Raw genomic sequence first — 24,889 nt, 5'->3', positions numbered from 1 at the left:
TATGGCGTCCAGCACGACAGGCAGGCGGGCCCCGGCCCGTCTGCCTGCCCGCAGGCGGCCCCGGCCCTCCGCGGTGGCGCGCTCCGCGGCCACCCCGTACCTGTTCATCCTGCCCGCCTTCCTGGTCTACGGCGCGTTCGCGCTGTACCCGCTGGGCAGAGCCGCGCAGTTCTCCCTGTTCGAGTGGAAGGGCTTCGGCTCCTCCACCTTCGTGGGACTGCGGAACTATCTGGACCTGGCGGGGGATGCGGACTTCCGGGCGGCGATCGCGAACGCCCTCATCCTGATCGTCTTCTATGCGGTGATCCCGCTGGTGGTCGGGCTGGTGCTGGCCGCGGTGCTGCGGCGCGGTCAGGTGCGGGGGATGGGCTTCTTCCGCACCGTCGTCTTCCTGCCGCAGGTGATCGCCCTGGTGGTGGTCGCCGTGGCGTGGCGGCAGATCTACTCGCCCAACGGGCTGCTGAACGAGGCGCTGCGCGCCGTGGGCCTGGACGTGCTCACCCGAGGCTGGCTCGGGGACCCGGGCACGGCACTCGCCGCGGTCGGGTTCATCGGCACCTGGGTGGAGATGGGCCTCGTGATGCTCCTGCTGCTCTCCGGCATGAGCCGCATCCCCGCCGAGCAGTTCGAGGCCGCGCGCCTGGACGGTGCGAACGCGGTGCAGGAGTTCTTCGCGATCACCCTGCCCGCGGTGCGCGGCGAGATCACCGTCGCGCTCGTGCTCACCATCATCGCGGCGCTGAAGACCTTCGACCTCGTGTACATGACCACCTCCGGCGGCCCCGGCAACTCCACCACCGTGCCCAGCTTCGAGGCGTACTTCCGAGCTTTCGAGCTGCGCGAGGTGGGGTCCGCCTCGGCCGTCGCGATCGTCCTGACGCTCCTGATCTTCGTGATCAACGTGGGCGTCTCCCGCATCGGGGAGCGTGAGGCATGAGGGTCTCCCGCGTCGAGACGACGATGAACTACGTGATCCTGGGCGGCTTCGCGCTGTTCGCCCTCATCCCCGTGCTCACGATCCTGCTCACCTCGGTCTCCGCCCCGCTGGGGGAGCCGGACGGCTTCTACCTGTCCAACTATGTCGAGGCCTGGACCGTGGGCGGCTTCGGCAGATCCCTCGGCAACTCCGTCGTGGTCGCCGCGATCGTGGTGTCCCTGGCGACCGTGCTCGCGATCCTCGCCGGCTATGCCTTCGGGACGATGCGCTTCCGCGGGTCGACGGCGCTGTTCTACCTGTTCCTGCTGGGCCTGATGATCCCTGCCGAGGCGACGATCATCCCGCTGTTCTTCGACCTGCGCTCTCTGGGCCTCACGGACACCTACCTCGCGATCGCGCTGCCCCAGGTCGCGCAGTCGATCGCCTTCGGCACCTTCTGGCTGCGGGCGCAGTTCCGCTCGATGCCCACCAGCCTGATCGAGGCCGCCGCCCTCGACGGTGCGGGGCCGATGCAGGCGCTGGTGCGGATCCTCGTCCCCGCCTCGCGGCCCGCGATCGTCACGATGCTGGTGCTGGTGTTCATGTGGACCTGGAACGAGTTCCTCATCGCCCTGATCATGGCGCCGGGCGGGAAGCTGCGCACCGCCCCGCTGGGGCTGGCGAACTTCCAGGGCCAGTACACCTCCGAGACCGCTCTGCTCGCCGCGGGCGCCGTCATCGTTGCCCTGCCCACCGTGATCCTGTTCCTCGTCCTCCAACGCCACTTCATCCGTGGAATGCTCGAAGGAGCTGCGAAATGACGACCGAACCCTCCGGTGCCGACGCCCCTCGCGCCGCCGCCTCCGGTGCCGACGCCCCCCGTGCCGCCGGCTCCCCCGCAGGCGGCACCACCCCGTCCCCGCCGGATGCGGCCGCCTGCGAGGACTGGGACCCGCTGGCCGCGAAGCGCACCCCCGAGGATCCGCCGCTGGACGTGCTGCTCTCCGGCACCGTGTTCTTCGACATCGTCTTCACCGGCATGGACCGCCTGCCGAAGCCGGGGGAGGAGCTGTGGTCCAAGGGCATGGGATCGAGCCCCGGCGGGATCGCCAACCTCGCCACCGCGGCCGCCCGCCTGGGCCTGCGCACCGGCCTGGTCGCCGGCTTCGGGGACGACGCCTACGCCGACTGGATGTGGCACACCATGGAGAGCGAGGAGGGCATCGACCTCTCCGCCTCGCGCCGCTTCACCGACTTCCACTCCGCGCTGACCGTCTCCATCGCCGCAGACGGCGACCGCGCCATGGCCACCCACGGCCATGACCTGCCTGAGCCGCTCTCCGCGCTGATCGCCCGTGCCCCGCACGCCCGAGCTGCCGTGGTGGACCTGGCCGGGGAGACCTCCTGGTGGGCGGAGCTCGGCGCCCGCGGGTCCCTGGTCTTCGCCGACATCGGCTTCGACGAGACCGAGCGCTGGGACATCGCGGACCTCGCCCCGCTCGCGCATTGCCACGCCTTCACCCCCAACACGATGGAGGCCATGGCCTACACCCGCACCTCCAGCCCGGACCGGGCAGTGCGCAGGCTCGCGGAGAAGGTGCCGCTCGCGGTGGTCACCGACGGCGCCCAGGGCTCCTATGCGATCGACTCCTCCACCGGCGAGGAGGCGTACTGCCCGGCCGTGCCGGTCACGGCGATCGACACCACCGGCGCCGGGGACGTGTTCGCCGCCGCGCTGGTGCTGGGCACCCTCGCGGAGTGGCCCCTCGAGGAGCGGCTGAAGTTCTCCTCCCTGTGCTCCGCCCTCGCCGTCCAGCAGTTCGGCGGCTCGCTCGCCGCTCCCGGCTGGGGCGATCTCACCGACTGGTGGCGCTCCCTCAGCGCCGCCGCCGACGAGGGCGACCTGCGCGCCGCCTACACCAGCGGCCGCTACCGATTCCTCGACGCGGTGGTCCCCGACCACCCCGTCCACGGCCGACGCCGCGCCCAGGGCACCTTCGCCCTGCGCTCCGACGCCGGAGACCACTGACCCCGCTGGCTCCACCCCGAACCGACGCACCGATGCGTCGTTCCTCTCGAAAGAAGGCAGCACCTCATGTCGACCCTCTCGACCCCCACCGGCTCGCAGCCCGCCGCACGCCCCGCCCCGATGTCCCTCACCCGCCGTCGTCTGCTGCAGGGCAGCGCGGTGCTCGGCCTCGCCGCCGGCGCGACCGCCCTGGACCTCCCAGGCCTGCCGCCGATGGAGCGGGCACTCGCCGACGGCACCGTCGATCTGGACATCCTCTACATCGGCGCCCACCCCGACGACGAGGCCTGGACGCTCGCGGCGCTCGGCCAGTGGAACGAGTACTCCGGTCAGCGCGCGGGCGTCATCACCCTCACCCGCGGCGAGGGCGGCGGCAACGCCGTGGGTCTCGAGGAGGGCCCGGCACTGGGCCTGATCCGCGAGGGCGAGGAGCGCACCGCCGTTGGCTACGCCGGCATCGAGCACGTCTTCAACCTCGACGCGGTAGACTTCTTCTACACCCTCTCGGCCCCGCTCACCTATGACGTGTGGGGCGGTGCGGCCGCGCTCAGCCGCGTGATCCGCGTGGTCCGCGCGACCCGTCCGGACGTCATCATCACGATGAACCCCTCCGCCGTCGAGGGCAACCACGGCAATCACCAGCAGGCCGCGATGTTCGCGGTCGAGGCGTACCTGCTGGCCGGCCGCGAGGACGTCTTCCCCGAGCACTTCGAGGAGGGGCTCGAGCCCTTCTCCCCGAAGCGCCTGCTGCGCTCCGGCTCCGACGGCAGCGCCGGGGTGGGCCCGGGCGCGGTCGCCGCCGGGTACGCGCCGCGGGTGGCGAGCGACGTGGTGTTCGGCGCCTGGAACGGCACCGAGTCCGAGAAGTGGGGCAAGCGCTGGAGCGCCGTGCGCGACGACTCCGTCCACTCCTACCGCACCCAGGGCTGGTTCGCGATCCCGCCCACCACCACCGATCCCGCGAAGATCCCGGCCACCTGGTTCACGCTGATCGACTCGCGCGGCCCGCTCGCCGATCCGACCAGCTCGGACACCGCGGCGCTCGAGGGTGCGACCCTGCCGATCGCGGGCGGTCTGCCTCTCGGCACCACCCTCGAGGTGCGCTCGGATCGTTTCACCGCCCTGCCCGGCGAGGCGCTCGAGGTGAGCGTGACCCTCGGCTCGCCCGGCAAGGCCCTGCCCGGCGCGGCCGTCGAGCTGGAAGTCCCTGCGGGCTGGACCGTCAGCGGCCGCCAGATCCTCGGCACCGTCCCCGCGAAGCAGCAGCGCACCGCGACCTTCACCGTCACCGCCCCGGCGGAGGCGGTCCCGGGCGAGCCCGTGCTGCTGCGGGCCCGCGCGAGCTCCAAGGGCGCGAGCGGCGAGAATGTGCTGCCGCTGCGCACCGCCGGTGTGGTCGAGGCGGGGATCGAGGACCGCCCCGAGATCGCCGCCTTCCTGGAGTGGACGGCGGAGCTGGGCATGCAGCGGCTCGATGCGCTGGTCCCGACCCGGTACACCCTCGGCTCAGGTCGCGCCGACACCGTCGAGGTGGTGGTGCGCAACCTTTCCGGCGCCGTGCAGGATGCCGAGGTGGTGCTCGAGCTGCCCGACGGCATCACCGCGGACCCGGCCGAGCTGCTGGTCGAGGGCGTCCCGGCGCATGGGGAGACCCGGGTGGAGGTGCGGCTGGAGAACACCGACACCTCGCTGCCCACCGCCAACCGGGCACCGGGCGGCGGGGTGTACCCGGTGACGGTCACCGCGACCGCGGCCGGCGTCTCGGCACCGATCGTCCAGGGCCTGTACCTGGTGCCGCGCCTGATCGCCGCTCGCTCCGAGGGGGTCGAGGTGGATGCCGCGCGCGGCGCCGCGGAGTATCCCGACGACGGGATCGACATCGGCACCCTCTGGGAGGGTCAGGCGGTCGAGCCGGCCGACGCCTCCGGCCGCACCTGGGTCACCTTTGATGACGCGAACCTGTACGTCTTCGTGCAGGTCACCGACGATGTGCTGGGCGCGCTGCTGCCGCCGCAGGACAACAAGCAGCGGTTCCGCACCGACTCGATCGAAATCATGATCGACCCGCGCGGCACCTCCGACAACACCGCGACCACCTTCATCCTCGGCGCTCTGCCGGGCACGGCGGTGGACGGCGGGGTCGGCGGCCCGGTCGCCGGGCGGGACCACGACAACCGGCAGGGACCGATCGCGGAGACCGCCCCGGGCGTGCTGATCGCGGCGACAGTGTCCGATCCGTACGAGGGCTACCTGTTCGAGACCCGGATCCCCTTCGCGGAGCTGCCCGACGGCATCGACCCCACCAGCATGGGGTTCAACGTGGTGGTCTACGACTCGGACACCCAGGACCAGACCGGCCAGTCCCGGATCGGCTGGTCCACCTTCCAGGGCATCCAGGCCGACCCCTCCCGCTGGGGCGTGCTCGAGCTGCCGGGCCTGGAGGTCGCCGCCTCCGCCCCGGTGGAGCCGCAGATCCCGGACACCGGCGCGCGGTCGGTCGAGTCCCCGGCCTCGATCCTGCAGGCCACCGGGGACGGCACCGGACTCGGCGGAGCACCGGTACTGCCGGCGGGTTCGCTGCGGATGGACAAGGTCGCGCGCACCGACGGTGGGGCCACCGCCCGGGTGCGCACCGATCGGGCCGGCACGCTGCGGCTGTACCTCTGGGACGGTGCGGCGATCGTCGGCGCACTGGACGCCCAGGAGGTGGGCGCCGGGCGGGACACCTATGAGGTGCCGCTGACCGGCACGCCGGCCGACGGCGCGACGCTGCAGCTGGCGGTCTCCTTCGAGGCCGAGGGCGGCACCGCCGCCGCAGGCGCTGACGTGAAGTGAGCCGACTCCGGCGGGCGTGACCGACAGCGGTCGCGCCCGCCGGGGTGGGCATCAGCGGGAGGCTTCCCTTTCAACTCTTTTCAATATGCGGAGTCTTCTTTATAATTTTTACATGTCTTTCAATCTCTTCAGGCCGTCGTTCGGCACCTATCCCCACCTCCTGGTCGGGCGCGACGAGCTGCTCGATGAGTTCGAAGACACCTTCGACGGGATCCTCGACCCCGCTGGGCTGACAATCCTCCTGTCCGGACAGCGAGGCATGGGCAAGACCGTGCTGCTCGACTCCTACCGTCGGGCAGCAGAGAGTGCGGGCTGGCTGGTCATCACCGAGAGCTCCAGCAGCGGGCTCCTGGACCGACTCACCCGAGACCATCTCCCCCGACTCCTCCAGCGGTACTCCGACAAGCCGCCGACGCGGCTCGACTCCGTGAACGCGGCCCTCGGCCCCGTCGGGGGAGGGGGTTCCTGGACCGGCCGCTACCCCGCCGAATCCACTCTCCGATCGCAGATCACCGAGCTCACCGACGCTCTGCAGCCCTCCGGGCGGGGTCTCGTGATCTCTATCGACGAGGTTCAGGCGGCAGACATCGAAGACCTGCGCAAGGTCGGGGAGATCATCCAGTACGGGCGGCGTGAGGAACGGCTGCTTGCCTTCGCGGCCGCGGGTCTGTCCACCCCGATCGAAGAGCTCCTTGACCACCCCGGGGCGACCTTCCTGCGCCGCGCCGAGCATCACCCCATTGGCCGCGTGAGCCGTGCGGACGTCCGGGCGGCCCTCGCTGGAACGATCGCAGACAGCGGCCATGAGATCGAGGCCCGAGCACTGGATCTGGCAGCCGACGCCATCGACGGCTATCCGTTCATGATTCAGCTCGTCGGATACCACTCCCTGAAGGCTCATCGGACGTCGGCTCCGGTCTCCGTCGACGACGTGGACGCCGGAGTCAAGGCTGCGCGCCGACGCCTCGGCAGGCACATCCACACTCCCGCCCTGCGACCCCTGTCGAGCGTGGACCGCACGTACCTGCTCGCCATGGCTCAGGATGATGAAGGCCCCTCCCGGACTGCGAAGATCGCTGAACGAATGGGGGTGGACCCCACCTACGCTGGCCAGTATCGGCGTCGGCTGATCCGCGACGGGATCATCGAGCCCGCCGGTCACGGGCTCGTCCGCTTCACGATCCCCTACACCGCCGAGCACCTGCGCGAGCATGCCGCACATGACGCCCTCGAAGGTTTGAGCGAGGACGAGCGCTGAGCTCCTCGGATCACCGACTCCCGGGCCGTGAATTCTCCGTATCGAAAGGTCGCTCCTGCCAGACTCTCACCCAAGGATGCGCTGGCCCCCGGTCGGTTTCAGGTCATCTTGGGAGGGTCGCTGCGCGGCGCACGTCCTGAGCGCGCTGAACTGACTGTACGAACGCTGTTTTCAGCAGTGGCATGTCAGGGAGCCCCCGTCGTAGGCCACCGTCACCGGGCTCGAGGCCCGTACAGCGCCGCGACCTCCTCGGAGCTGAGCCACCCGTCGTAGGTCTCCGACTGCGGCCAGCCCTCGGGGGAGTCCTGCCAGGCCTCCTGGCGGCCGTAGGGCAGCACGTCGACGAAGGGGAAGGTGTGGCTGAGCTGCTCGGTGCCGCGACCGTCGGAATGCCAGGTGCGGTAGGCGGTCTCGCCGTCGCGCAGGAAGACGTTCAGGGCGAAGCCGCCACCGGGCGGGGCACCGACGTCGGCCCCGAAGTCGCTGCCCGCGGTCGAGTACCAGTCCAGCTGGTTGCCGACCTTCTTGCGGTAGGTGAGGGCCTCCTCGATCGGACCCTGGGTGACGATGACGAAGCGGGCGTCGTACTTGCGCAGGAAGTCGGTGCGGGTGAACTGCGCGGTGTAGCTGGTGCAGCCGCCGCACTGCCACTCGGAGTCCGGGAACCACATGTGGTGGTAGGTGATCAGCTGCGAGGCGCCGTCGAACAGGTCGATCAGGGACACCGGCCCGTGCGGACCCTGCAGCGTGTACGCGGGCAGCTCGACCATCGGCAGGCGACGACGCTGGGCGGCGATCGCGTCGAGCTCGCGGGTGGCGGCCTTCTCCCGCATGCGCAGGGCGTTGAGCTCGCGCTGCCAGGTCTCGGGATCGGTGACGGGTGGGAGCGCGGGGGAGGCGGTCTGGTCAGTCGTGGTGGGCATGTCAGTCCTTCCTGGGTGACCAGCGGGTGTAGGTGACGCCGGAGCTGAAGGCGTGGTGCTCGCGCAGCTCGAGCCGCTGCTGGTGGCCGCCGGGGAACAGCCGGCGGCCGCGGCCCTGAACGTAGGGATAGGTCCACAGCCGGTACTCATCCACCAGGCCCGCCTCGATCAGCGGATGGCACAGCCTGATCGAGCCGGTCAGCGAGATCTCCCCGCCCGCCTGCTCTTTGAGCTCGCGCGCCGCGGCGACAGGGTCCCCGGTCAGCAGCGTGGAGTGCTGCCAGGCGGGGTCCGTCATGGTGGAGGTGACGACATACTTCTCAAGGGAGTTCAGCTCGTCGGTGATGCCGGTGGTGTCGTCCTCCTGGAGCGGCCAGAAGCCGCGGAAGTCCTCGAAGGTCTGCCGTCCCAGCAGGAGCGCGTCGCAGGCGGCGCTGTCGCGCTGCAGGAGCTGCTGCTGATCGGGCGGGGAGTCGGTGGGGTCGAACCAGTCGTCCAGCATCTCGATCGACCCGTCGACGGTCACGTTCTGCGTGATCACCAGTGGTCGCACCGATGCCTCCTCGGTGGCCGTGGAGCGTCGCGTCCTGGGGGCGGCAGGGGGCCTCCACGTGCACCACTGCCGGGGGCTCGGAGTGTAGTCCTCGCCGCGCCGTGCCGCTATGGGGCAGCGGCGGTGCCTGACCCGGACCGATCCTCTGCCCTCAGTCCCCGCAGACCGGCGGCCCAGGCCGTGACCAGCATGGGGAGTTCTCCCCGGGGACTTCTGCCCAGGCAGTTCACCCCATCGCGCTTCCGCCGGATCAGCCCTAGATTTCAGGTGGTTGGTGCGGGACTCTCCGAGGGGGAGAGGCACCGGCACGAGGCTCACGCAGCGCGGGAGCTGCTGGATCGACGGTGGGGGCCGACGGTCCGGCAGCGGGGACCCCGCCGCTGCCCGCCTCGTGACCGGTGTGCACCGCAGCCGGGAAGTCGAGACGATCCGGGCTCGGGCCAGCGCCACGGGAGCGGGGCTGGCGAACCGGCGGCCAGGTCAGAGCTGCACGAGCCCCTGGCCGAGCGAGAGCAGCGCGCCGACCATCGCGATCACGATCACCCAGCGCATCGCCCGGGGGCCGTGCACCCGTCGGGCCAGGACATTTCCGCCGAGCAGCCCGGCCACCAGCAGCCCCATCAGCATCGCCCACCCGGCGATCGGCAGCGAGGGCAGGGACCATTTCGTGAGCAGGGCGGCCACGCCGAGCACCGCGAAGTGCAGCTGGGCGGTTGCGGCGAAGGAGCGATGCTCCCACTGCGTGGCCAGCGCATAGACCACTAGGCCCGGCCCACCCACCCCGGCGGTCACGTTCATGACGCCCGACGCGAACCCGCCGCTGGCACCCACCCAGACGGAGTTCGGCACCTCCAGCGAGCGGGACGCGATTGTGAACAGCAGGCCCGCGATCACCAGCAGGCTGATCGCGATCGCGAGCACCGCCGGGGGCAGCCACAGCACCAGCAGCGCCCCGGGGATCGTGCCCACGATCCCGGCCGGCACTACGCTCGCGGCCCGCTTCCAGTCCAGGTCGGCGTGGACCACGGTGAGGTTCAGCAGTGCCGCGACGATCCCGCACACGTTGGTGACCAGGATGCCCTCGAACGGGCCCAGCGCCATCACGAGGAAGGGGGAGGACAGCAGCGCGAAGCCCATCCCGGTGGTGCGCACGGCCACCGCGCCGGCCAGGACGGCCAGTGCGGCCAGGCCCAACGGCCACCATTGAGGATCGATCACGCAGGTCACAGTACGTGCTGACGGTGGGTGCCCGGGCCGGCGGAACAGTCTCCGGAACAGTGACCTTGTGCCCTGGAGCACATGCCTTCACGAGGCTAGTTTCGAGGTACGAGCACTGCTCGACGCGGTGCGCTCACCAGGAGGTCCGTCATGACCCGCACCTACATCATCACCGGCGCCGCCTCGGGCATCGGGGCGAAGACCGCCGAGCTGCTGCGCGAGCAGGACCATACGGTCGTCGGCGTCGACCTGCAGGGCGTCGAGGTCTCCGCGGACCTCTCCACCCCGGCCGGCCGGACCGAGGGCGCACGTCAGGCGCTCGAGGCGGCAGGCGGAAGGGTCGACGCGGTGATCCCGTCGGCCGGGCTCGCGCTGCCGAAGCCTGTCACGGCGGCGGTGAACTACTTCGGGATGACCGAGTTCCTGCAGGCGCTGCAGCCGGCGCTGGCTCGCTCCGCAGCGCCGCGCGTCGCGCTGGTCTCCTCGATGTCCTCGTTGCAGCCGCTGGACCAGCAGCTGCTGGAGGCCTTCATGGCGGATGACGAGACCGCGGCGCTCGCCCGGGCCGAGGAGCTGGCCGCTGATCCGCTCACCGGGAACCTCATCTACGCCTCCTCGAAGCGGGCGATCTCCCGCTGGGTGCGCCGTGAAGCGCCCGGGGCGGCCTGGGCCGGCGCCGGCATCCCCCTGAACGCCGTCGCCCCCGGCATCGTGATCACGCCGATGACCCACGACATGCTCGCGGATCCGCAGTACGCCGCGTTCCTGGACATGGTGGTGCCGATGCCGTTGAACGGTCACCAGGACGCCGAGAGCGTGGCTCGCCTGCTGATGTGGCTGACCTCGGTGGAGAACTCCCACTGCTGCGGCCAGACCTTCTACACCGACGGCGGCGCCGATGCGGTGCTGCGGGGCGATGACGTGTGGGGCTGGAACGACGAGGCGATCACCGCGAAGTTCGCCGCGTTCAGCGCCTGAGTTCCCCCGCCTCCGGGACGGGAGGAGAGAGGCGGGCCGCCGACGGCAGGAGTGCCGGCGGCGGCCCGTCCGTCACTGCGCGGGGCCCAGCAGCGCGAACGCGGCGCTCGCCGCGGCCTCGGTGGCGATGCGGAGCGTCGGCTGCTGATCCGGGGCCCAGAGCGGGGAGTGGTTCGGGGCGGCAACGCGTCCCTCGGCGTAGGCGCCGGTGCCCCAATAGCAGTACGGGACCCCGAAGGCGTCGGGGATGGCGGAGAAATCCTCGGAGGCGGTGGCCGGGTCCATGTGCTCGACGCGGTCCTCCCCGAACTGGCCCACGAACGCCTCCCGCACCCGCTCGGCGAGCACGGGGTCGTTGTCGGTGACGGGATAGCGGTTGAACTGCTCGAACTGCGCCGGCTCCGGGGAGCGGGCCGCCTCGCACTCGGCGTTCACGATCCGCTGGGTGCCCTCGACCAGGTGATCGAGGATCTGGTCGCTGTAGGCCCGGAAGTTCAGCGCCAGCTCGGCCCGGTCCGGGATGATGTTCGCGCTGGTCCCGGCGTGGAGGGCGCCGACGGTGACCACCCCGAAGTCGCCGGGTGCGATCTCGAGGGCCACCAGGGTCTGGAGGCGGGTGACGATCGCGGCGGCGAGCACCACCGGGTCCACGCCCAGGTGCGGCATCGAGCCGTGGGAGCCTGCGCCGTGCACGATCACCCGCATCGACACCGAGGAGCTCAGCACCGGGCCGGGCGCGACGGCGACCTTCCCCGCCACGGGCGAGGTGAGCACGTGCTGGCCCAGGCACACGTCCGGCCGGGGCACCCTGTCGACCAGACCGTCCTCGACCATGGAGCGGGCGCCGGCGGCGATCTCCTCGCCCGGCTGGAACAGGGCGATGTAGGTGCCGGACCAGTCCTCGCGGTGCTCCGCCAGCAGCTTCGCCGCGCCGAGGCCCGCGGTCACGTGGAAGTCGTGCCCGCAGGCGTGCATGGTGGGCTGGATCTGCCCGTCGGCGTCGGCCTGGGTGTGCGCCGAGGCGTAGCGCAGGCCGGAGGCCTCCGCGACCGGGAGCCCGTCCATGTCCGCACGCATCAGGATCGTGGGCCCTTCGCCGTTCTCGAGCACGCCGACCACGCCGCCGCCGATCTGCTGGACCTCGTACCCGAACTCAGTCAGCTGCGCGGTGACGATTCCGCGGGTGCGCTCCTCGAGCATGGACAGCTCGGGGTGGCGGTGCAGGTCCTCGAACAGCGGCCCCTGCCAGGCGGCGTAGCTCTCCAGCGCGGCGGTCATACGGTCGGTCAGGGTGGTCATGAGAGAACTTTCCCGGCTCCGCAGAGCGGCCGGAACGGCCGACGGAACGAGAGCACTTCCGGGGACGCGGGCATGCTTCTGCACCCGAGCGTATCGACCCTCGCACGGGCTGCGGATCCGTCCATGTGATTCGCCTGACCCGGGCCTCTTCCCCCTTTCGCACAGCCCTTCTCGGCCCTACTGTTGTCGCGAGCACAAAAGATGCATGGAAACAGTGTCTGATCAGGCGGTACTCAACCTTGGGTGCCGTGCTCCCATCACATCGAGAAGGAGGGACCCACTATGGAGTCGCGCCATGACCTCACCGTCGGCAACGAGCTGAAGGCTGCCACTGAGACCGGACAGATCCAGGCGGTCCCGATGACCTCGGATGCGGGTGATCAGCCCACCACCTGGCGAAGCAGCCTGGGCGTCACGGCAGCGCTCGTGGCCGCCTTCGTGCTGGTCACTCTCGTGAGTCTCTGAGGGACCGCTGACGGGGGTGCAGCGCACCCCGACGTGCTGCGCCCGGGAAGCACCGCGAAAAGAACTCGCAGGTCGGGAACGTGCTCCGGTAGGTTCCGAGGAATCTGCCGTCCTCCGCCCGAAGGGTCCTCGCCGTGTTCTCCTCCCTCGTCTCCAGCCAACGGATCCCCGCCGCCCTCACACCCCTCGCCGAGAGGGAGGTGCTGGTCGCCCTCGACCCTGCGCTGACCGGCCTCCGCTCGGTGTCGCTGCTGCGCGTCGAGGGAGAGGCGACGGTCCTCTCCCTCTCGCCGGCCCGGGCGGAGCAGCTCGAGCTCTCCGCGAGCGACCGCATCGAGCGCGGGGAGCTGAGCGCCCGCCTCGACCGCGCCGGGATGGTGCTCGCCGACCCGGACCATCTGTTCTACCTGCCTCTGACCGAGCAGGCCGTGCTGCGCGAGGAGCCGTGGGAGGGCGCTACCCGCCAGCTGACGGAGGCCGATGCCGCAGTGTTCGCGGAGTTCACGGCCCAGGCGCCCGAGGGTGACCTGGACGAGGCTTTCGTCGAGCTCGACCACTGGCTCGTGGTCGGTACGTTCTGCGGTGAACGGCTGGTCTCCGCGGCGAGCATGTACCCGTGGGGCGAGACCCTGCTGGCCGACCTCGGGGTGATCACGCTGCCGGAGTTCCGCGGTCGCGGTCTGGGCCGCGCGACCGTCCGTGCGATCAGCGCTGCCGCGCTGGCCCGGGGCTACGAGCCGCAGTACCGCTGCCAGCTGGAGAACACCGCCTCCGCGGCGCTCGCACGCGCTGCGGGCTTCGCGCTCTTCGGTGTGTGGGAAGGCCTGGAGTCTGCGGGCTGAGGGAGCTTATTGGTCCCGTCCTCTGTCAGCCTGACGGCCTACTCTTGTCGTAGGCACAGAAAGTGGGTGTGGGCGGCTCGGCCGGCCCCGCGGTGAACCGTCGTGCCCTTCCCCTCGAGCACGAAGGACCTTCCCTGGACATGCGACCGACTCCTCCCCTCGGGCGCCAGCGCGCCGCTGCTCGTGAGGCCCGGCGCCCAGCTCGGCGCAGCGCGACGTCGCTGCTGGGCATGCTGCTGGCAGCACTCGTGCTGCTCGTTCCGCTGAGCGCCTGCGGGCCGACGGGCACTGCCGGCGACACCGAGATCGCGGACGACTCCCGCCCCGTCGAGCAGACCTCACCCGCCCCGGTCGACTCACCCACCCCGGAGCAGAACGTCCCCGCGGAGACCTCAGCGTCCGAGTCCGCCGCCCCCACGCCGGAGGCGGAACAGACCACCGCGGTCCCGACGATCGAGCCCACCCCCGAGGCGGCTGACGGTACCGCGCTCGCGATGCTGTCCGGCCTCGAGGAGAAGGGTCGCGCCCCGAAGACCGGGTATGACCGTGACTCCTTCGGCTGGCGTAACGACATCGACCGTAATGGCTGCGACACCCGCAACGACATCCTGCGCCGTGACCTGCACCAGATCACGCTCAAGGAGGGCACGCAGGGCTGTGTGGTGCTGCGCGGCACCCTCGACTCCCCGCACAGCGGCGACACCGTTGACTTCGACCGTGCGGAGTCCACGATCGACATCGACCACCTGGTCGCGCTCTCTGACGCCTGGCAGACCGGCGCCGCGAGCTGGGACGAGGACTTGAGGCGCGAGTTCGCCAACGACCCGCTGAACCTGCTCGCGGTCGAGGCGAGCCTGAACCGTCAGAAGGGCGACGGAGACGCCGCGACCTGGCTGCCGCCGAAGCGCGACTACCGCTGCGAGTACGTGGCCCGGCAGATCGCGGTGAAGGACAAGTACGGCCTCTGGGTCAAGCCCGCCGAGGCCGACGCGATGGAGCGCGTGCTCAGCGACTGCGAGGGCTTCCTCGCGATCACTGGCGCGCACGGCTGGCCCGGCACCGGCGACGGCGACGTGGTGGGAACCGAGGCCCAACCGCCGTCGGAGCCCGCTCCGGCACCTGCCCCTGCACCCGCCCCTGCGCCGACGAAGGACGCCGCTCCCGCGCCTGCGACGGAGGACGGCGGCAGCGTTCACTTCCAGAACTGCGATGCCGCCCGCGCGGCCGGCGCCGCCCCGGTGCGCACGGGCGATCCCGGCTACCGCAAGGGCCTGGACCGTGACGGCGACGGGGTGGGCTGCGAATGACCGTCCCCGTGTGAGCGCGGCCCCGAGCCTGGGGCCGCGCTCCGTCGTTCACCCGCCGGTCGGAGTGCGGACCCCGGAGCCGCCGAGCGCCACTGCCGCGCGCGACCGGGCTCAGACGGCGAGCTGCGGGTATAGGACCTCCAGTGGAGCCGACAGCCCCGCCTTGGCCCCCACCTCCTCCGGAGGATGGCGGCGGGACGCCACGAGCGACCTGCGGACCCTCATGCCGCTCGGCCCGCTTGCCGCGGTGAGGCCGATGCTGTTTCCTGCTGCGAAGGCCTGCCACAACACGACGACCGAGGAGACCCCATGACGGAGCACGCCTTGACGTTCGATGCCCTGCTCGCGCTCGAGCACCGCGGCTGGGAGGCCCTCACCCGGCATGAGGGCGGCAGCTTCTACGGCGAGCTGATGACGGCCGACGCGCTGATGATCCTCGTCAACGGCATGGTGCTCGACCGGGACACGATCGCCGCGACCCTGAACGAGTCCCCGGCCTGGAGCAGCTTCTCCCTCGAGGACGCGCGCCTGGTCCCGACGGGGGAGGCGAGCGCCGCGCTGGTCTACCGGGCCACCGCCTCCCGCGATGGAGAAGACGAGCCCTTCGTCGCACTGATGTCGAGCCACTACACGCTGATCGGCGGCAGGCCCGCGCTCACCCTCTACCAGCAGACCACCGTCACCCACTGACGGGCGTCGCTCTGGTCAGCGTCGCCGCAGCACCAGCACCGCGTCGACGTGCTCGCCGGGCGCGCCGTCAGGGCCGACGGCGGGGCGCCGACGTTCCTCGGCGACCTCCACCGCCCAGTCGGCGACGGGCTGCGCGAGCTGCTCCGCCTCGGCCCGCACGTCGATCATGTGCGCGGGGTGGTGATCGGCCCAGGAGGGCGGCGCCGCATGGGAGATGGTGACCAGGTGTCCGCCGGGGCGCAGCGCGCTCGCCGCACGTCGCAGGATCTCCACCCGGTCCAGCTCGACCTCGGACTGGAAGAACGAGGCGGTGACCAGGTCCGCTGAATCCGGCTCGGGTTGCCAGGTGCTGAGGTCCGTCGCGGTGAAGACCGCGCCGTCCAGGCCGCGCGCGGCGGCTTCGGCGTGGGCGCGGCCGACGGCGGTCTCGGAGATGTCCAGGCCCCGGGCCTGCCAGCCCTGCTCGGCCAGCCACAGCACGTCCCCGCCCTCTCCGCAGCCGAGGTCGATCGAGGTGCCGGGCTCGAAACCGCCGACCACCTCGGCGAGCGTCGCGTTGACCCGCCCGGACCAGATGCGCTCCTGGCCCCCGTAGCGCTGCTCCCAGTGCTCGACGGGGGAGAGGGACGGGTCTGGGACGGTGTGGCCGGCGGGGGCGCCGTGCTGATGCGACGTGCCGTGCTGATGCGTGGTGGAGTGCTTGTGGGGTGCGTTCATAGGAGCGAGCCTGGCAGATCAACCGACGGCGCGGTAGCGGACTTGCGCGCCCGGCCGCACCCGACCGACCTCGCGTTGCGCCCCGCGCCGCTCGGGTAGATTGTCGTCACTTCCAGCGGTTCCTCTCCGGTGACCGCAGACGGGGACCACCACTCGGTGGGGGAGCGAGACGAGGGGGTCCACAATGACGACCACGGGCATGAGCCGCGCTCAGAAGGTGGACGCCGCCACCCCGAAGACCCGCAACCGCGTCGTCGACTTCCTGCGCGCCGCCGCGATCACCGTGGTGGTGCTCGGGCACTGGACGATCATCGCGATCGACGCCGACGGCGGGATCCTGCCCCACGGCGTGCTCGACGGCGCCGCCTGGACCCACCCGCTGACCTGGGTGTTTCAGGTGATGCCGATCTTCTTCCTGGTGGGCGGTTACTCCAATGCCCTCTCCTGGCGCTCCGCACGACGGAAAGACGTGGGGTACGCGCAGTGGCTCCGGACAAGGCTGCGCCGCCTCGGTATCCCGCTGATCCCGCTGCTGCTGGCCTGGCTGGTGATCGGCGTGGTCGCCGTCGCCGCCGGGGCCCCGCACGCGACCGTGCAGCTGGCCTCGCAGATGGCGCTGATCCCCACCTGGTTCCTCGCCGCCTATCTGATGGTCATCCTGGTCGCCCCACCGTGCCTGGTGCTGTGGGAGCGGTTCGGCTGGTGGTCGATCATCGGCGGCATCGCGCTCGCCGGCGCCGTGGACGCCCTCAGCATCGTCACGGATCAGCCACTGCTCGGCTACCCGAACTACCTGCTGGTGTGGGCGGCGTTCCACCAGGTTGGTTACGCCTGGCTCGATGGCCGGCTCGCGGGGTCAGGCCGACGTCTGTTGCTCGCCGCGATCGGCCTGGTGGGCCTGCTGCTGCTCGTGCTGGTGGGCCCGTACCCGGTCTCGATGATCACCTCTTCCGCCGACGAGATCTCGAACTCGAGCCCTACCCGCGTGACGATGGCGTTCCTCGGGATGCTTCAGGCCGGGCTGGTGCTGCTGCTCGAGAAGCCGCTGACCGCGCTGCTGCGCTGGCCACGGCTGTGGTTCGTCACCGTGCTCGTGAACCAGCGGATCATGACCTGGTTCCTGTGGCACCTCACCGTGATGGTGGGTCTCGCGCACCTGTTGCTCGCGCTCGACGCGCGGGCGCCGCTGCCCGAGCCGCTGAGCGAGGCGTGGTGGGCGACCCGGCCGCTGTGGGCACTGGTGCTGCTGGCGCTGACAGGGGTGGTGGTGCTGGTGATGGGTAGGTTCGAGATGCCGCGGGCCAACGACAGGCCGGCGCCGCCGCAGTGGAAGCCGATTCTCGCCGCCGTCACCGTGATCGCCGGGCTCGCGGTGATGGCGAACGTGGGCGTGGTGGGGGAGAACGGCGTGACCTGGTGGTGGGTGTTGCTGCCGGTGGTGGGAATGTGGGTATTCGGGGTGATCGGGACGGGGGAGCGGAGTAATGCGGAGTGACTGGCTGGCTTGAACGGCGGGCCCTGGCTTACTGGCCGAGGCGTTCTTGGTGCGCTGTGACAGATGCGGCACGCTCGCGGTCACTACGGAAGGAAAGTAGGCAAGAACGAGGTGTCGTGGAACGATAGCCCGATGCTGCCTTCGATCGAAGACCTCGAGCTTCGTAACGCGTCCATGAACTGGCTTCGCGAACGGACGCGTGACGGCGAACTGAGTGTCCACTACATAGAGCTGGCTGAAGGATTTTCTTTCCAGGGAGTGCGTAGGCCTCTCAAAGACCGTCAGCGCGGCATCCATTCCTCGCGAGGATTTGGTACCGCATGGACGATCACGACGACGTATCGTGAGGATGGGAGGGAACGACCTTACGACGATGCTCCCGGCCCCGACGGTCTGCTGCGTTACCAGTGGCAGGGCAAAGACCACGACCATCCGAGCAACCGCGCGTTGCGCAATTCGATGACGCAAAAGCTTCCGATGATCTGGTTCTGGGGCGTCGCGCCCGGAGAGTTCAGGGCGATCTTCCCGATCTTCCTTGTTGCGGAGGAGCAGGAGAAGCATCAGTTCGTCGTAGACCTCAACGACCAGTGGGAGACGGCGGCTGTAGGGGCAGAGTCGTCAGAGTTAGTCAAGTCGTATCGCGAAGGAACCGTTCGCCAAAGGATTCACCAGCCGGTTTTTCGTCAGCGAGTCATTCGAGCCTACGAGACTCAGTGCGCGATTTGCGGCATGCCGAGGGCAGAACTTCTCGACGCCGCGCACATCGTCGCTGACAAGGAACCGGACGGGATTGCCAGCGTTCCGAACGGATTGGCACTTTGCAAGATTCATCATTCGGCGTACGATCATGACCTGCTGGGAGTGTCGCCGGAGTACAGGGTTGTCCTGCGCGACGACATTCTTGAAGCGAGTGATGGCCCGGTCTATGAGCACGGGCTGAAGGACGCGCATGGGCAGAGTCTGCGCTTTCTCCCTAGGAGAAGGTCTTTGTTGCCGGATGCGGCCCTTCTTGCTCAACGCTTCGACAACTTTCTCGCGGCTCCCGTGCCGCCGCATCGTCCACCAGACATTCTCTTCAAGCGATGATGTGCCGGGTCTTCAGGGGTATCCCATCGCGGCGTGATTAGCATTTTCGACGCCGGAGTAGACGAGTTCGGAGACCTCAATCGGCAGCTGGGAGGCCTTTCGTGCGGGGGCGTGGGCGGCGTTCCAAGGCTTAGACGTAGTCGTTCCGGTAGCCGTGGACCTATGAAGCGCCCTGGGTTTCGTTCCGTGGCTAGACGGTCGCGGGCGCGGTCGTCGTGGGATGAGTGTAGGCCGCTTCGACCGCTGCGGGGGTGCGGTAGTCGAGAGCTTCGTGGAGCCGGGACCTATTCCACCAGTGGAACCCAGCCCATCTTGGCGAGCTCGACCTCGCTGACGGACTCCCAGTCAAAGTTCCGCGCATACCAAGGACGAGCTGCCCGCGTTGATCAGTGACGGGCGGGAGACGATTCATGTCGGCCAGCAAGCTCTTGAACTGGGACTATCTTCAGATCCGTGGTCCGCGGTGGTGCAGTCGAAGCGCTCTCGCGTGCTGTTGGAAACCTGGCGTCCGTCCTGACGGCGCTGGGATTCTATGCCGACCGGGTTCAGCATCCAGAGAAGAGTCCAGACTTTCCGCCTGCTGTAGGAGGTCATCACCCCTCTGGCCGGCCAGGAGATCACCGCGAAGCCCGTATCCACCGACGATGCCCGCCGCATTCTTAACGCGCTGACACTCTAGAATTGCGCAAGCTGGGCCTGTCCCGCAACAACTAAGTGGATAGTTTATCCTTCGCCCACTGCAGGATCGCGGAGTATAAATCGGACGCACTTTGCGACCCAAGATGACTTGCGCCGCTTTTGGTGCATGAAACCTCAACGTGCTTCGATCCGTCGTGACCTATTTGGCCTGTCCAGCATGCAACAAGGTCTGTGTCCCGCTTAAGGCCAGAGAGGCGCCTTTTAATAATTTTCGGCGATGTCGATCGGTCGATTTCAATCCAATTTATTGCATCCTCGGGAACGCCGCTATCCTTCAGTTTTTGAACCAAGGGAAGGTTCTTTTGTCCCCCGACAATGAAAAGTCGAGTGGACGCAAAAATTTCAGCGACGGCTGCCCTGGAGGCCGAGGCTAGCCCGAGATTTGGATCGCATAGTAGTTCCGAGATACTTCCGTCTTCTAAAGAAACATTGCTTTCAGCCCCGTCCCAATGCCCACTCGAGGACGCTATAAAGGTTAGCTCTTCCCTGGAGGCATATATTACATCTAGAGTTATCGCAAGTTGCGATTCGTCTCCGCCCAGATATTTCGGGCGAACGATTTGAGGAATGAATGCGGTGACCGGCTGATTCGCTGACGTTGTATTCAGTGAGCGAGTGAGCATTCGGTCGATCTGACCTCGGACTTCGAAAGACCCCTCTGGAATATTGATCGTTGGTGCAGCATTCGGATATCCGAACTCAGTGTACTGCGAGAGAATGAAATCGCATCCGCCGGGCCCGATTGTCAACTCGTGACCAGAAGCAAGCCACCCCGCGAATCTTTCAAAGAACTCATCGTCGCTCTCCACCGTCGAATCCGAGCATTCGCTGTGGAGTAACACCCGCGCATCAACGACGGCAATCATGCGAACCGGCCCCCACGCCTCTTGGCGAGGGCGAGGATGAGATCCCGCCCCTCCTTGTCTTGCGTATCAAAGAAACCTGCAGGCCACTCCGAAATATCTCCTAGCGGCCCCAACTGAAGGGCAGCGATTCTGCTACCAAATTCGGACGGGTGCGCAAATAAGAATGAAACTTCACGTCCAGATTCCTGAGGCTCAATGGCGATCCTTCGGGCCCGCGTTATTAAGTATTCAGAATGTGTTTCAATTATCATTGACACGTCGGGCCGTGCACTGAAGAAAAAATTTGCGAGTCTGCTTTGAACTGCAGGATGGAGGTGGAGCTCGGGTTGCTCCAGCATTACCAAACTGTTCGGGGGCACACTTAGTGCAATCGTGATAACGGGGAGGAGTTGGCTGACCCCCACTCCGATAGTGGTCAGATCTCTTTCTTTGCCGTTGACCCGGACGGTTAACCCTCTCCCCAGTTTGCCTCGGTCTACGACGTCGACCGAGTCGCCAACTCCCAGCCAGGCAGCCCATGTCCCAACTGCTTCTCTAAGTGGAGAGGTTTGCTTTGTCCCATCGGGGTCGATGAATGCAACTGCTGTCTTCATGTTTCGTAGCAGGTAATCTGCTGTATATTCACCGCGAATGCCGACAGGGACCACTGGGTTTCGGCCGCCGGTCGAAGAGAGTACCTTTGGCTCTTCGCGAAGCGGACCGAGGTATGCGATAGAGTCCGCGAGCCGCTTCAGGCTGGTAAATGCGGCTTGCAGCGTATCCCACGCATGGCGGTATTCCTGACGGATTGCTGCCGTGCGAATCATTGATCGGCGACCGAAGAGTGGCGCCTGTTCGGGCGAGAACATCATTGGGAATACTATATACCCATCTTCGGCGACAATATTCGAGAGCTTTTGAACGACATTCACCACCTTTTCCCGAGATGTTTCGCTGAGTTCTTCTAGCGGCTTTTCGAGCAATTCATTTGTGATCTCGAAAACTTCTCGACTGATGCCGTCGAGATTCTCGCCGGGCGCGCGAAATCTAGCATTCTCGCGGAGCTCATGAATTGCATCGTATATCTCGAATGCTGTGACGTTGGAGTCGGACTCGCGCGATGCAGCGAGCTTCTTTAGGACTTCTTCGACGAGCCTAGAGGCGTCAAACTTGTGAATCGCGTGATGAGGATAAAAGCCGCTGAAAGTGACGAAGGTGCGGCCTGGGGCCTTCTTTCCCTCAATGCTCTTTACCCGAAGAAGGGCTTGGCCCCACGCCCCATTCGGATTGTTCGCTTCGCGAGTCTTTAGTTCAACCCGATGCGTGCTTGCATGGAATATCTGCGCGCCGTTAGCGAGGATCTCCACTTCGCTCACTGACAGCGGTGGGGTCTCGGGTTGGGCTGGCAGTTTTGGGCCGCGTAAATGGATTCGCGTGACGATAGTTTCGCGCATACGTGCGGGGCGCTCAATCCGGTCTGGCTGAGATTGGTCGAGCTCCCACTCGAGAACGATGTGGTTGCTTGATTCGTTCACGACGTCTGAATGATTGCCAAGTCTCAGGATTGTACCATTTAGGATGATGTCGCGAGAGGAGCTTTGGGCAAGCAGGAGGAGAGACTGTAGTAACGAAGATTTTCCCGAGGAGTTTATTCCGGACAAGAAGTTTGTTCCTTCGAGTGGCGTTTCGGCACTCTCTATTCCTTTGAATCCTTCGACTCGCCATTTGGTCACAGGGGCTGCGTGCTCGCCAAAATAGAACATTTCTATAGTCATCCGCATCTTGATCTTGGGCGGGTGGCGCCGCTCGGATTTTCACTGAAGCATTCTCCGCGGTAAGGCTTCTTTGCTGCTAAGCCAACCACGTGGGAGAGGGGGCGGAGTGCCAGATGCTGCCTAGAGTACCGCTTCGGCCCTCATGGCGGGTAGGGAGTTTCTCGTGTCCGCCATGGCGACTGGGCAGGAGCGGTGTGGCGAGCTGTTGGTCGTCGAGGATGCCCGCAGCCCAGGACGAGAAAATGCGCAACCTGACCGAGGAGGAGGGTGGTGTGCTTTGACGCATGCCTAGAGTTTGCACTTGATTGAATAGGGGTTTGCCATGGGTGAAGATGTTCCGCGGCGGCTATTCCGGCGCCGCTAAGGGCATGGTGTTCGCCTTCTCATCGCCTCGCCAAGCCTCTATGTACTTCGATTTGGCATATTAGAGGAAGATCACGGCGGCTCTCTGCCCTTCTTCTTAGGATGAAGAGGACTCAGGATGGCCGCACCCCGTTGCAGGCGCAGGAGACATGCTCAGTCCCTCCTCGTGTCGGACGCCGCCGTGTCCCATGTCGAGCCCGTAGAACTGGTAAACCGCCTGGTTGCCCAGCGATGCGCGGCACTCACCTGGAGCGTCTGGGCGGCGCGGCGAGAGGGGATGCCTGCGGGAGAAGCCGCCGCTGCCGCCGTCGCTCAGCTCGAGCGGGTCGATCGGGACCTCGAGGAGTTTGGGGACCTCCCGCGGTCGGTGCTGCTCGCGGTCGCGGCCCAGGTCCCGGCGGCGCTGGGGTGGGTGGTGGACGCGGCTCTCGCGGGCACCACTCCGGGGGACCCCACCCACCTCGATACCTTCGTCGGGGCGGCGCGGGTCCTGCTCGAGAACGTGCCGGCCGACGAGCGCGGGCCGCGGCTCCGTGAGGACGCGCGCGAGATCGCCGCAGCGCTCGATCGGCGCAACGGGAACGCCGCGCAGTCCGAGCTGCTGCGCGAGAGGTTCTTCCCGCAGGGGTGAGACCGAGGGCGGGACGCCGAGTCGGTCGGCGGGCCGGGAGCACGCCCCCTCCCGTCGGCCGTCGAAGCGACTACCGCCAGGAGTGCTCCGGCGCGTACCCGAGCACGCGCCGGGCCTTGTCGATTGAGAGCAGGGTGCCGTTGCCGGCGATGTCTCCGTGCACGGGGACCTCCGGGAACACCTCGGCGACGAGTTCGCGGTTGTCGCGGGTCATGACGGTGTCGGCCGCGGCGACGATGAAGCGGTCGGAGCCGGCCTGGGCGTGATCGAGGGAGCGGCGCACGGCCTGGGCGGCGTCGCGGCCGTCCACATAGCCCCACAGGTTCCACTTGCGGGCGGTGGCGTCGGCGTCGAAGTCGGGGAAGCGGGCGTAGTCCTCCTCGTCCATGACGTTCGAGAAGCGCAGCGCGATGATCTTCAGATCCGGGTGCCAGCGGCACAGCTGGATCGCGAGCTGCTCCTCGAGGTGCTTGGACAGCGAGTAGTGGGACTCGGGCCGGGCCTCGTACTCCTCGTCCACCGGGATGTACGGCGGCGGGGTGTCGAAGGGCAGGCCCAGCACCGTCTCGCTCGAGGCGGTGACGACGTTGCGGATCCCCGCCTTGAGCGCAGCGGTGAGCACGTTGTAGGTGCTGAGCATGTTGTTCTGGAACGTCGACGAGTTCGTGGCGAGGCCCGGTGCGGGGATCGCACTGAGGTGCACGAGCGCGTCGAATCCCTGCGGGGACTGCTCGTCGATGCCGGTGAGCGCGTCGAGCACCTGACCGGCGTCACGCAGATCGATCTGCACGAACCCGGGGCCGCGCTCGCCGGCCCGGTCGAGGTTCACCACCTGGTGCCCCCGGTCGCGGAGGTCGCGCACCACCGAACGTCCCAGCTTGCCGGAGCCACCTGTCACTGCGATTCTCATGTGCTCATACTGCATCCTCGGCGCGGCCGGCGACACTCAGCCCATCCACGCCTCGGCCAGCAGCTCGGCGGAGCGAAGCCGCTGCTCCACCCGCGGTCCCTGGTGGGCGATGATCAGCTCGTCCGCGCCGGTCTGCTCGGCGAACTCGGTGACCTGGGCCCGGACCGTGTCCGGGGTGCCGACGGCGCTGTAGGTCGCCATCTCGTGCAGGTGCCGGGCCTGGGGAGCAGCGAGCAGCTCATCGGCCTGCTCGTCGGTGTACTCAGTGCCCGGCTGCAGCAGCAGCGCCACCCGGCTGCGCATCATCTCGTGCTGCTGGCGCTCGGCGTCGGCCTGGTCGTCGGCGGCGATGACGTTGTACGCCGCCATCACATAGGGCGCATCGAGCTGCTCGGAGGGCTGGAAGTCGCGGCGGTACAGCGCGATTGCCTCGTGCAGCGCGCCGGGGGAGAAGTGCGAGGCGAAGGCGTAGGGCAGGCCGAGCACGGCGGCCAGGCTCGCACCGAACAGCGAGGAGCCGAGGATGAACAGCGGGACGTCGGTGCCCTTGCCCGGATAGGCGTTCACACCCGGGATCCGGGACTGACCGCGCAGGTAGGCCTGCAGCTCCACGACGTCCTCGGGGAAGGAATCGGCCGTGGCGCCGCTGCGGCGCAGCGCGCGCATCGTGTTCTGGTCGGTGCCCGGCGCGCGGCCCAGTCCCAGGTCGATCCGCCCGGGATGGAGGGTCTCGAGGGTGCCGAACTGCTCAGCGATCACCAGCGGGGCATGGTTGGGCAGCATGATGCCGCCCGCTCCGAGTCGGATGGTGCTGGTGTGCGCGGCGACATGGGCGATCAGCACCGCAGTGGCGGAGGAGGCGATCGAGGCCATGTTGTGGTGCTCGGCGTACCAGACCCGCCCGTACCCGGTCTCCTCCGCTTTCCGGGCCAGAGCGACCGTGCCCTCCAGCGCCTGCGCCACGCTCTGGTCACGGGCGGCGGTGGCGAGGTCGAGGATCGAGAGCGGGACAGGCATGGAGCACCTTTCGTGGAGTGGCGGCACCGGTCGGAGCA

General features: G+C 68.2%; 22 protein-coding genes and 1 pseudogene. 13 read left to right on the top strand and 10 right to left on the bottom strand.

Translation table 11 applies throughout. The features are described 5' to 3' along the window. Window position 1: 1 nt before the first annotated feature. The 5 genes from Q0937_RS07205 (at window position 2) to Q0937_RS07185 (ending at window position 7,038) form a co-directional block, all read left to right on the top strand. The gene (locus Q0937_RS07205) at window positions 2–937 is read left to right on the top strand and encodes a carbohydrate ABC transporter permease (protein WP_299301621.1); all 936 of its coding nucleotides are present in this window, start codon (window positions 2–4) and stop codon (window positions 935–937) included. After that, window positions 934–1,737, top strand: coding sequence for a carbohydrate ABC transporter permease (locus Q0937_RS07200; protein WP_299301618.1), 804 nt, complete (start codon window positions 934–936; stop codon window positions 1,735–1,737). The genes Q0937_RS07205 and Q0937_RS07200 overlap by 4 nt, the downstream gene beginning before the upstream one ends. Then, window positions 1,734–2,945, top strand: coding sequence for a carbohydrate kinase family protein (locus Q0937_RS07195; protein ID WP_299301615.1), 1,212 nt, complete (start codon window positions 1,734–1,736; stop codon window positions 2,943–2,945). The genes Q0937_RS07200 and Q0937_RS07195 overlap by 4 nt, the downstream gene beginning before the upstream one ends. A gap of 66 nt (window positions 2,946–3,011) precedes the next feature. After that, complete coding sequence (locus Q0937_RS07190) at window positions 3,012–5,780, top strand: sugar-binding protein (protein ID WP_299301612.1); 2,769 nt, start codon at window positions 3,012–3,014, stop codon at window positions 5,778–5,780. 112 nt (window positions 5,781–5,892) lie between these two features. Beyond that, a complete protein-coding gene (locus Q0937_RS07185; RefSeq protein WP_299301609.1) occupies window positions 5,893–7,038 on the top strand; it encodes an AAA family ATPase in 1,146 nt (381 codons plus the stop codon). 212 nt (window positions 7,039–7,250) lie between these two features. Here Q0937_RS07185 and Q0937_RS07180 read toward each other — a convergent pair whose 3' ends face one another. The 3 genes from Q0937_RS07180 to Q0937_RS07170 all read right to left on the bottom strand — a co-directional run bounded on the left by Q0937_RS07180 (window position 7,251) and on the right by Q0937_RS07170 (window position 9,732). Then, window positions 7,251–7,961 carry a DUF899 family protein gene (locus Q0937_RS07180; RefSeq protein WP_299301607.1) on the bottom strand — a complete coding sequence of 237 codons (711 nt, stop codon included), beginning with the start codon at window positions 7,959–7,961 and terminating at the stop codon, window positions 7,251–7,253. 1 nt (window position 7,962) lies between these two features. Beyond that, window positions 7,963–8,514 (bottom strand): dihydrofolate reductase family protein, encoded by a 552-nt coding sequence (locus tag Q0937_RS07175; RefSeq protein WP_299301550.1) that lies wholly within the window; start codon window positions 8,512–8,514, stop codon window positions 7,963–7,965. Window positions 8,515–8,994: 480 nt separating this feature from the next. Beyond that, window positions 8,995–9,732 (bottom strand): sulfite exporter TauE/SafE family protein, encoded by a 738-nt coding sequence (locus tag Q0937_RS07170; protein WP_299301547.1) that lies wholly within the window; start codon window positions 9,730–9,732, stop codon window positions 8,995–8,997. 150 nt (window positions 9,733–9,882) lie between these two features. Here Q0937_RS07170 and Q0937_RS07165 point away from each other — a divergent pair, with 150 nt between their 5' ends. Then, window positions 9,883–10,710: an SDR family oxidoreductase gene (locus tag Q0937_RS07165; RefSeq protein ID WP_299301545.1), complete on the top strand. Its 828-nt coding sequence runs from the start codon at window positions 9,883–9,885 to the stop codon at window positions 10,708–10,710. Window positions 10,711–10,782: 72 nt separating this feature from the next. Here the strand turns inward: Q0937_RS07165 and Q0937_RS07160 are convergent, their stop codons facing one another. Further along, window positions 10,783–12,009 (bottom strand): amidohydrolase, encoded by a 1,227-nt coding sequence (locus tag Q0937_RS07160; RefSeq protein ID WP_299301542.1) that lies wholly within the window; start codon window positions 12,007–12,009, stop codon window positions 10,783–10,785. Between the two features lie 282 nt (window positions 12,010–12,291). Here Q0937_RS07160 and Q0937_RS07155 point away from each other — a divergent pair, with 282 nt between their 5' ends. The 4 genes from Q0937_RS07155 (at window position 12,292) to Q0937_RS07140 (ending at window position 15,313) form a co-directional block, all read left to right on the top strand. Next, entirely contained in the window at window positions 12,292–12,474 is a 183-nt protein-coding gene (locus Q0937_RS07155) for a hypothetical protein (RefSeq protein ID WP_299301539.1), read from the top strand. A 134-nt stretch (window positions 12,475–12,608) separates the two neighbouring features. After that, window positions 12,609–13,316 carry a GNAT family N-acetyltransferase gene (locus Q0937_RS07150; RefSeq protein WP_299301537.1) on the top strand — a complete coding sequence of 236 codons (708 nt, stop codon included), beginning with the start codon at window positions 12,609–12,611 and terminating at the stop codon, window positions 13,314–13,316. Between the two features lie 140 nt (window positions 13,317–13,456). Beyond that, the gene (locus tag Q0937_RS07145) at window positions 13,457–14,623 is read left to right on the top strand and encodes a DUF1524 domain-containing protein (protein WP_299301534.1); all 1,167 of its coding nucleotides are present in this window, start codon (window positions 13,457–13,459) and stop codon (window positions 14,621–14,623) included. 309 nt (window positions 14,624–14,932) lie between these two features. After that, window positions 14,933–15,313 (top strand): nuclear transport factor 2 family protein, encoded by a 381-nt coding sequence (locus tag Q0937_RS07140; RefSeq protein WP_299301531.1) that lies wholly within the window; start codon window positions 14,933–14,935, stop codon window positions 15,311–15,313. Between the two features lie 15 nt (window positions 15,314–15,328). On the opposite strand, the gene Q0937_RS07135 is transcribed toward Q0937_RS07140, so the two are convergent. Beyond that, window positions 15,329–16,030, bottom strand: a complete 702-nt coding sequence (locus tag Q0937_RS07135; RefSeq protein ID WP_299301528.1) for a bifunctional 2-polyprenyl-6-hydroxyphenol methylase/3-demethylubiquinol 3-O-methyltransferase UbiG — start codon at window positions 16,028–16,030, stop codon at window positions 15,329–15,331. 184 nt (window positions 16,031–16,214) lie between these two features. Between Q0937_RS07135 and Q0937_RS07130 the strand changes: the two genes are divergently transcribed. Together Q0937_RS07130 and Q0937_RS07125 are read left to right on the top strand one after the other, a co-directional pair. After that, window positions 16,215–17,525: an acyltransferase family protein gene (locus Q0937_RS07130; RefSeq protein WP_299301525.1), complete on the top strand. Its 1,311-nt coding sequence runs from the start codon at window positions 16,215–16,217 to the stop codon at window positions 17,523–17,525. A 132-nt stretch (window positions 17,526–17,657) separates the two neighbouring features. Then, window positions 17,658–18,611 carry an HNH endonuclease gene (locus tag Q0937_RS07125; RefSeq protein ID WP_299301522.1) on the top strand — a complete coding sequence of 318 codons (954 nt, stop codon included), beginning with the start codon at window positions 17,658–17,660 and terminating at the stop codon, window positions 18,609–18,611. A gap of 190 nt (window positions 18,612–18,801) precedes the next feature. On the opposite strand, the pseudogene Q0937_RS07120 reads toward Q0937_RS07125, so the two are convergent. From Q0937_RS07120 to Q0937_RS07110, 3 genes and pseudogenes are all read right to left on the bottom strand, one after another. Then, a pseudogene (locus Q0937_RS07120) lies at window positions 18,802–18,955 on the bottom strand (IS3 family transposase); the annotation flags it as partial. A gap of 366 nt (window positions 18,956–19,321) precedes the next feature. After that, a complete protein-coding gene (locus Q0937_RS07115; protein ID WP_299301519.1) occupies window positions 19,322–20,119 on the bottom strand; it encodes a hypothetical protein in 798 nt (265 codons plus the stop codon). A 53-nt stretch (window positions 20,120–20,172) separates the two neighbouring features. Continuing rightward, window positions 20,173–21,522 (bottom strand): AAA family ATPase, encoded by a 1,350-nt coding sequence (locus Q0937_RS07110; protein ID WP_299301518.1) that lies wholly within the window; start codon window positions 21,520–21,522, stop codon window positions 20,173–20,175. Window positions 21,523–22,570: 1,048 nt separating this feature from the next. Here Q0937_RS07110 and Q0937_RS07105 point away from each other — a divergent pair. Continuing rightward, window positions 22,571–22,924, top strand: a complete 354-nt coding sequence (locus tag Q0937_RS07105) for a hypothetical protein (RefSeq protein ID WP_299301515.1) — start codon at window positions 22,571–22,573, stop codon at window positions 22,922–22,924. Between the two features lie 70 nt (window positions 22,925–22,994). Here Q0937_RS07105 and Q0937_RS07100 read toward each other — a convergent pair whose 3' ends face one another. Together Q0937_RS07100 and Q0937_RS07095 are read right to left on the bottom strand one after the other, a co-directional pair. Next, entirely contained in the window at window positions 22,995–23,834 is an 840-nt protein-coding gene (locus Q0937_RS07100) for an NAD(P)-dependent oxidoreductase (RefSeq protein ID WP_299301512.1), read from the bottom strand. A 36-nt stretch (window positions 23,835–23,870) separates the two neighbouring features. Then, window positions 23,871–24,851 carry an LLM class flavin-dependent oxidoreductase gene (locus tag Q0937_RS07095; protein WP_299301508.1) on the bottom strand — a complete coding sequence of 327 codons (981 nt, stop codon included), beginning with the start codon at window positions 24,849–24,851 and terminating at the stop codon, window positions 23,871–23,873. Window positions 24,852–24,889: the final 38 nt, after the last annotated feature.

Source organism: uncultured Brachybacterium sp., assembly GCF_947500705.1.
GTDB lineage: Bacteria > Actinomycetota > Actinomycetes > Actinomycetales > Dermabacteraceae > Brachybacterium.
This window is presented reverse-complemented; position numbering and strand designations above follow the sequence as displayed.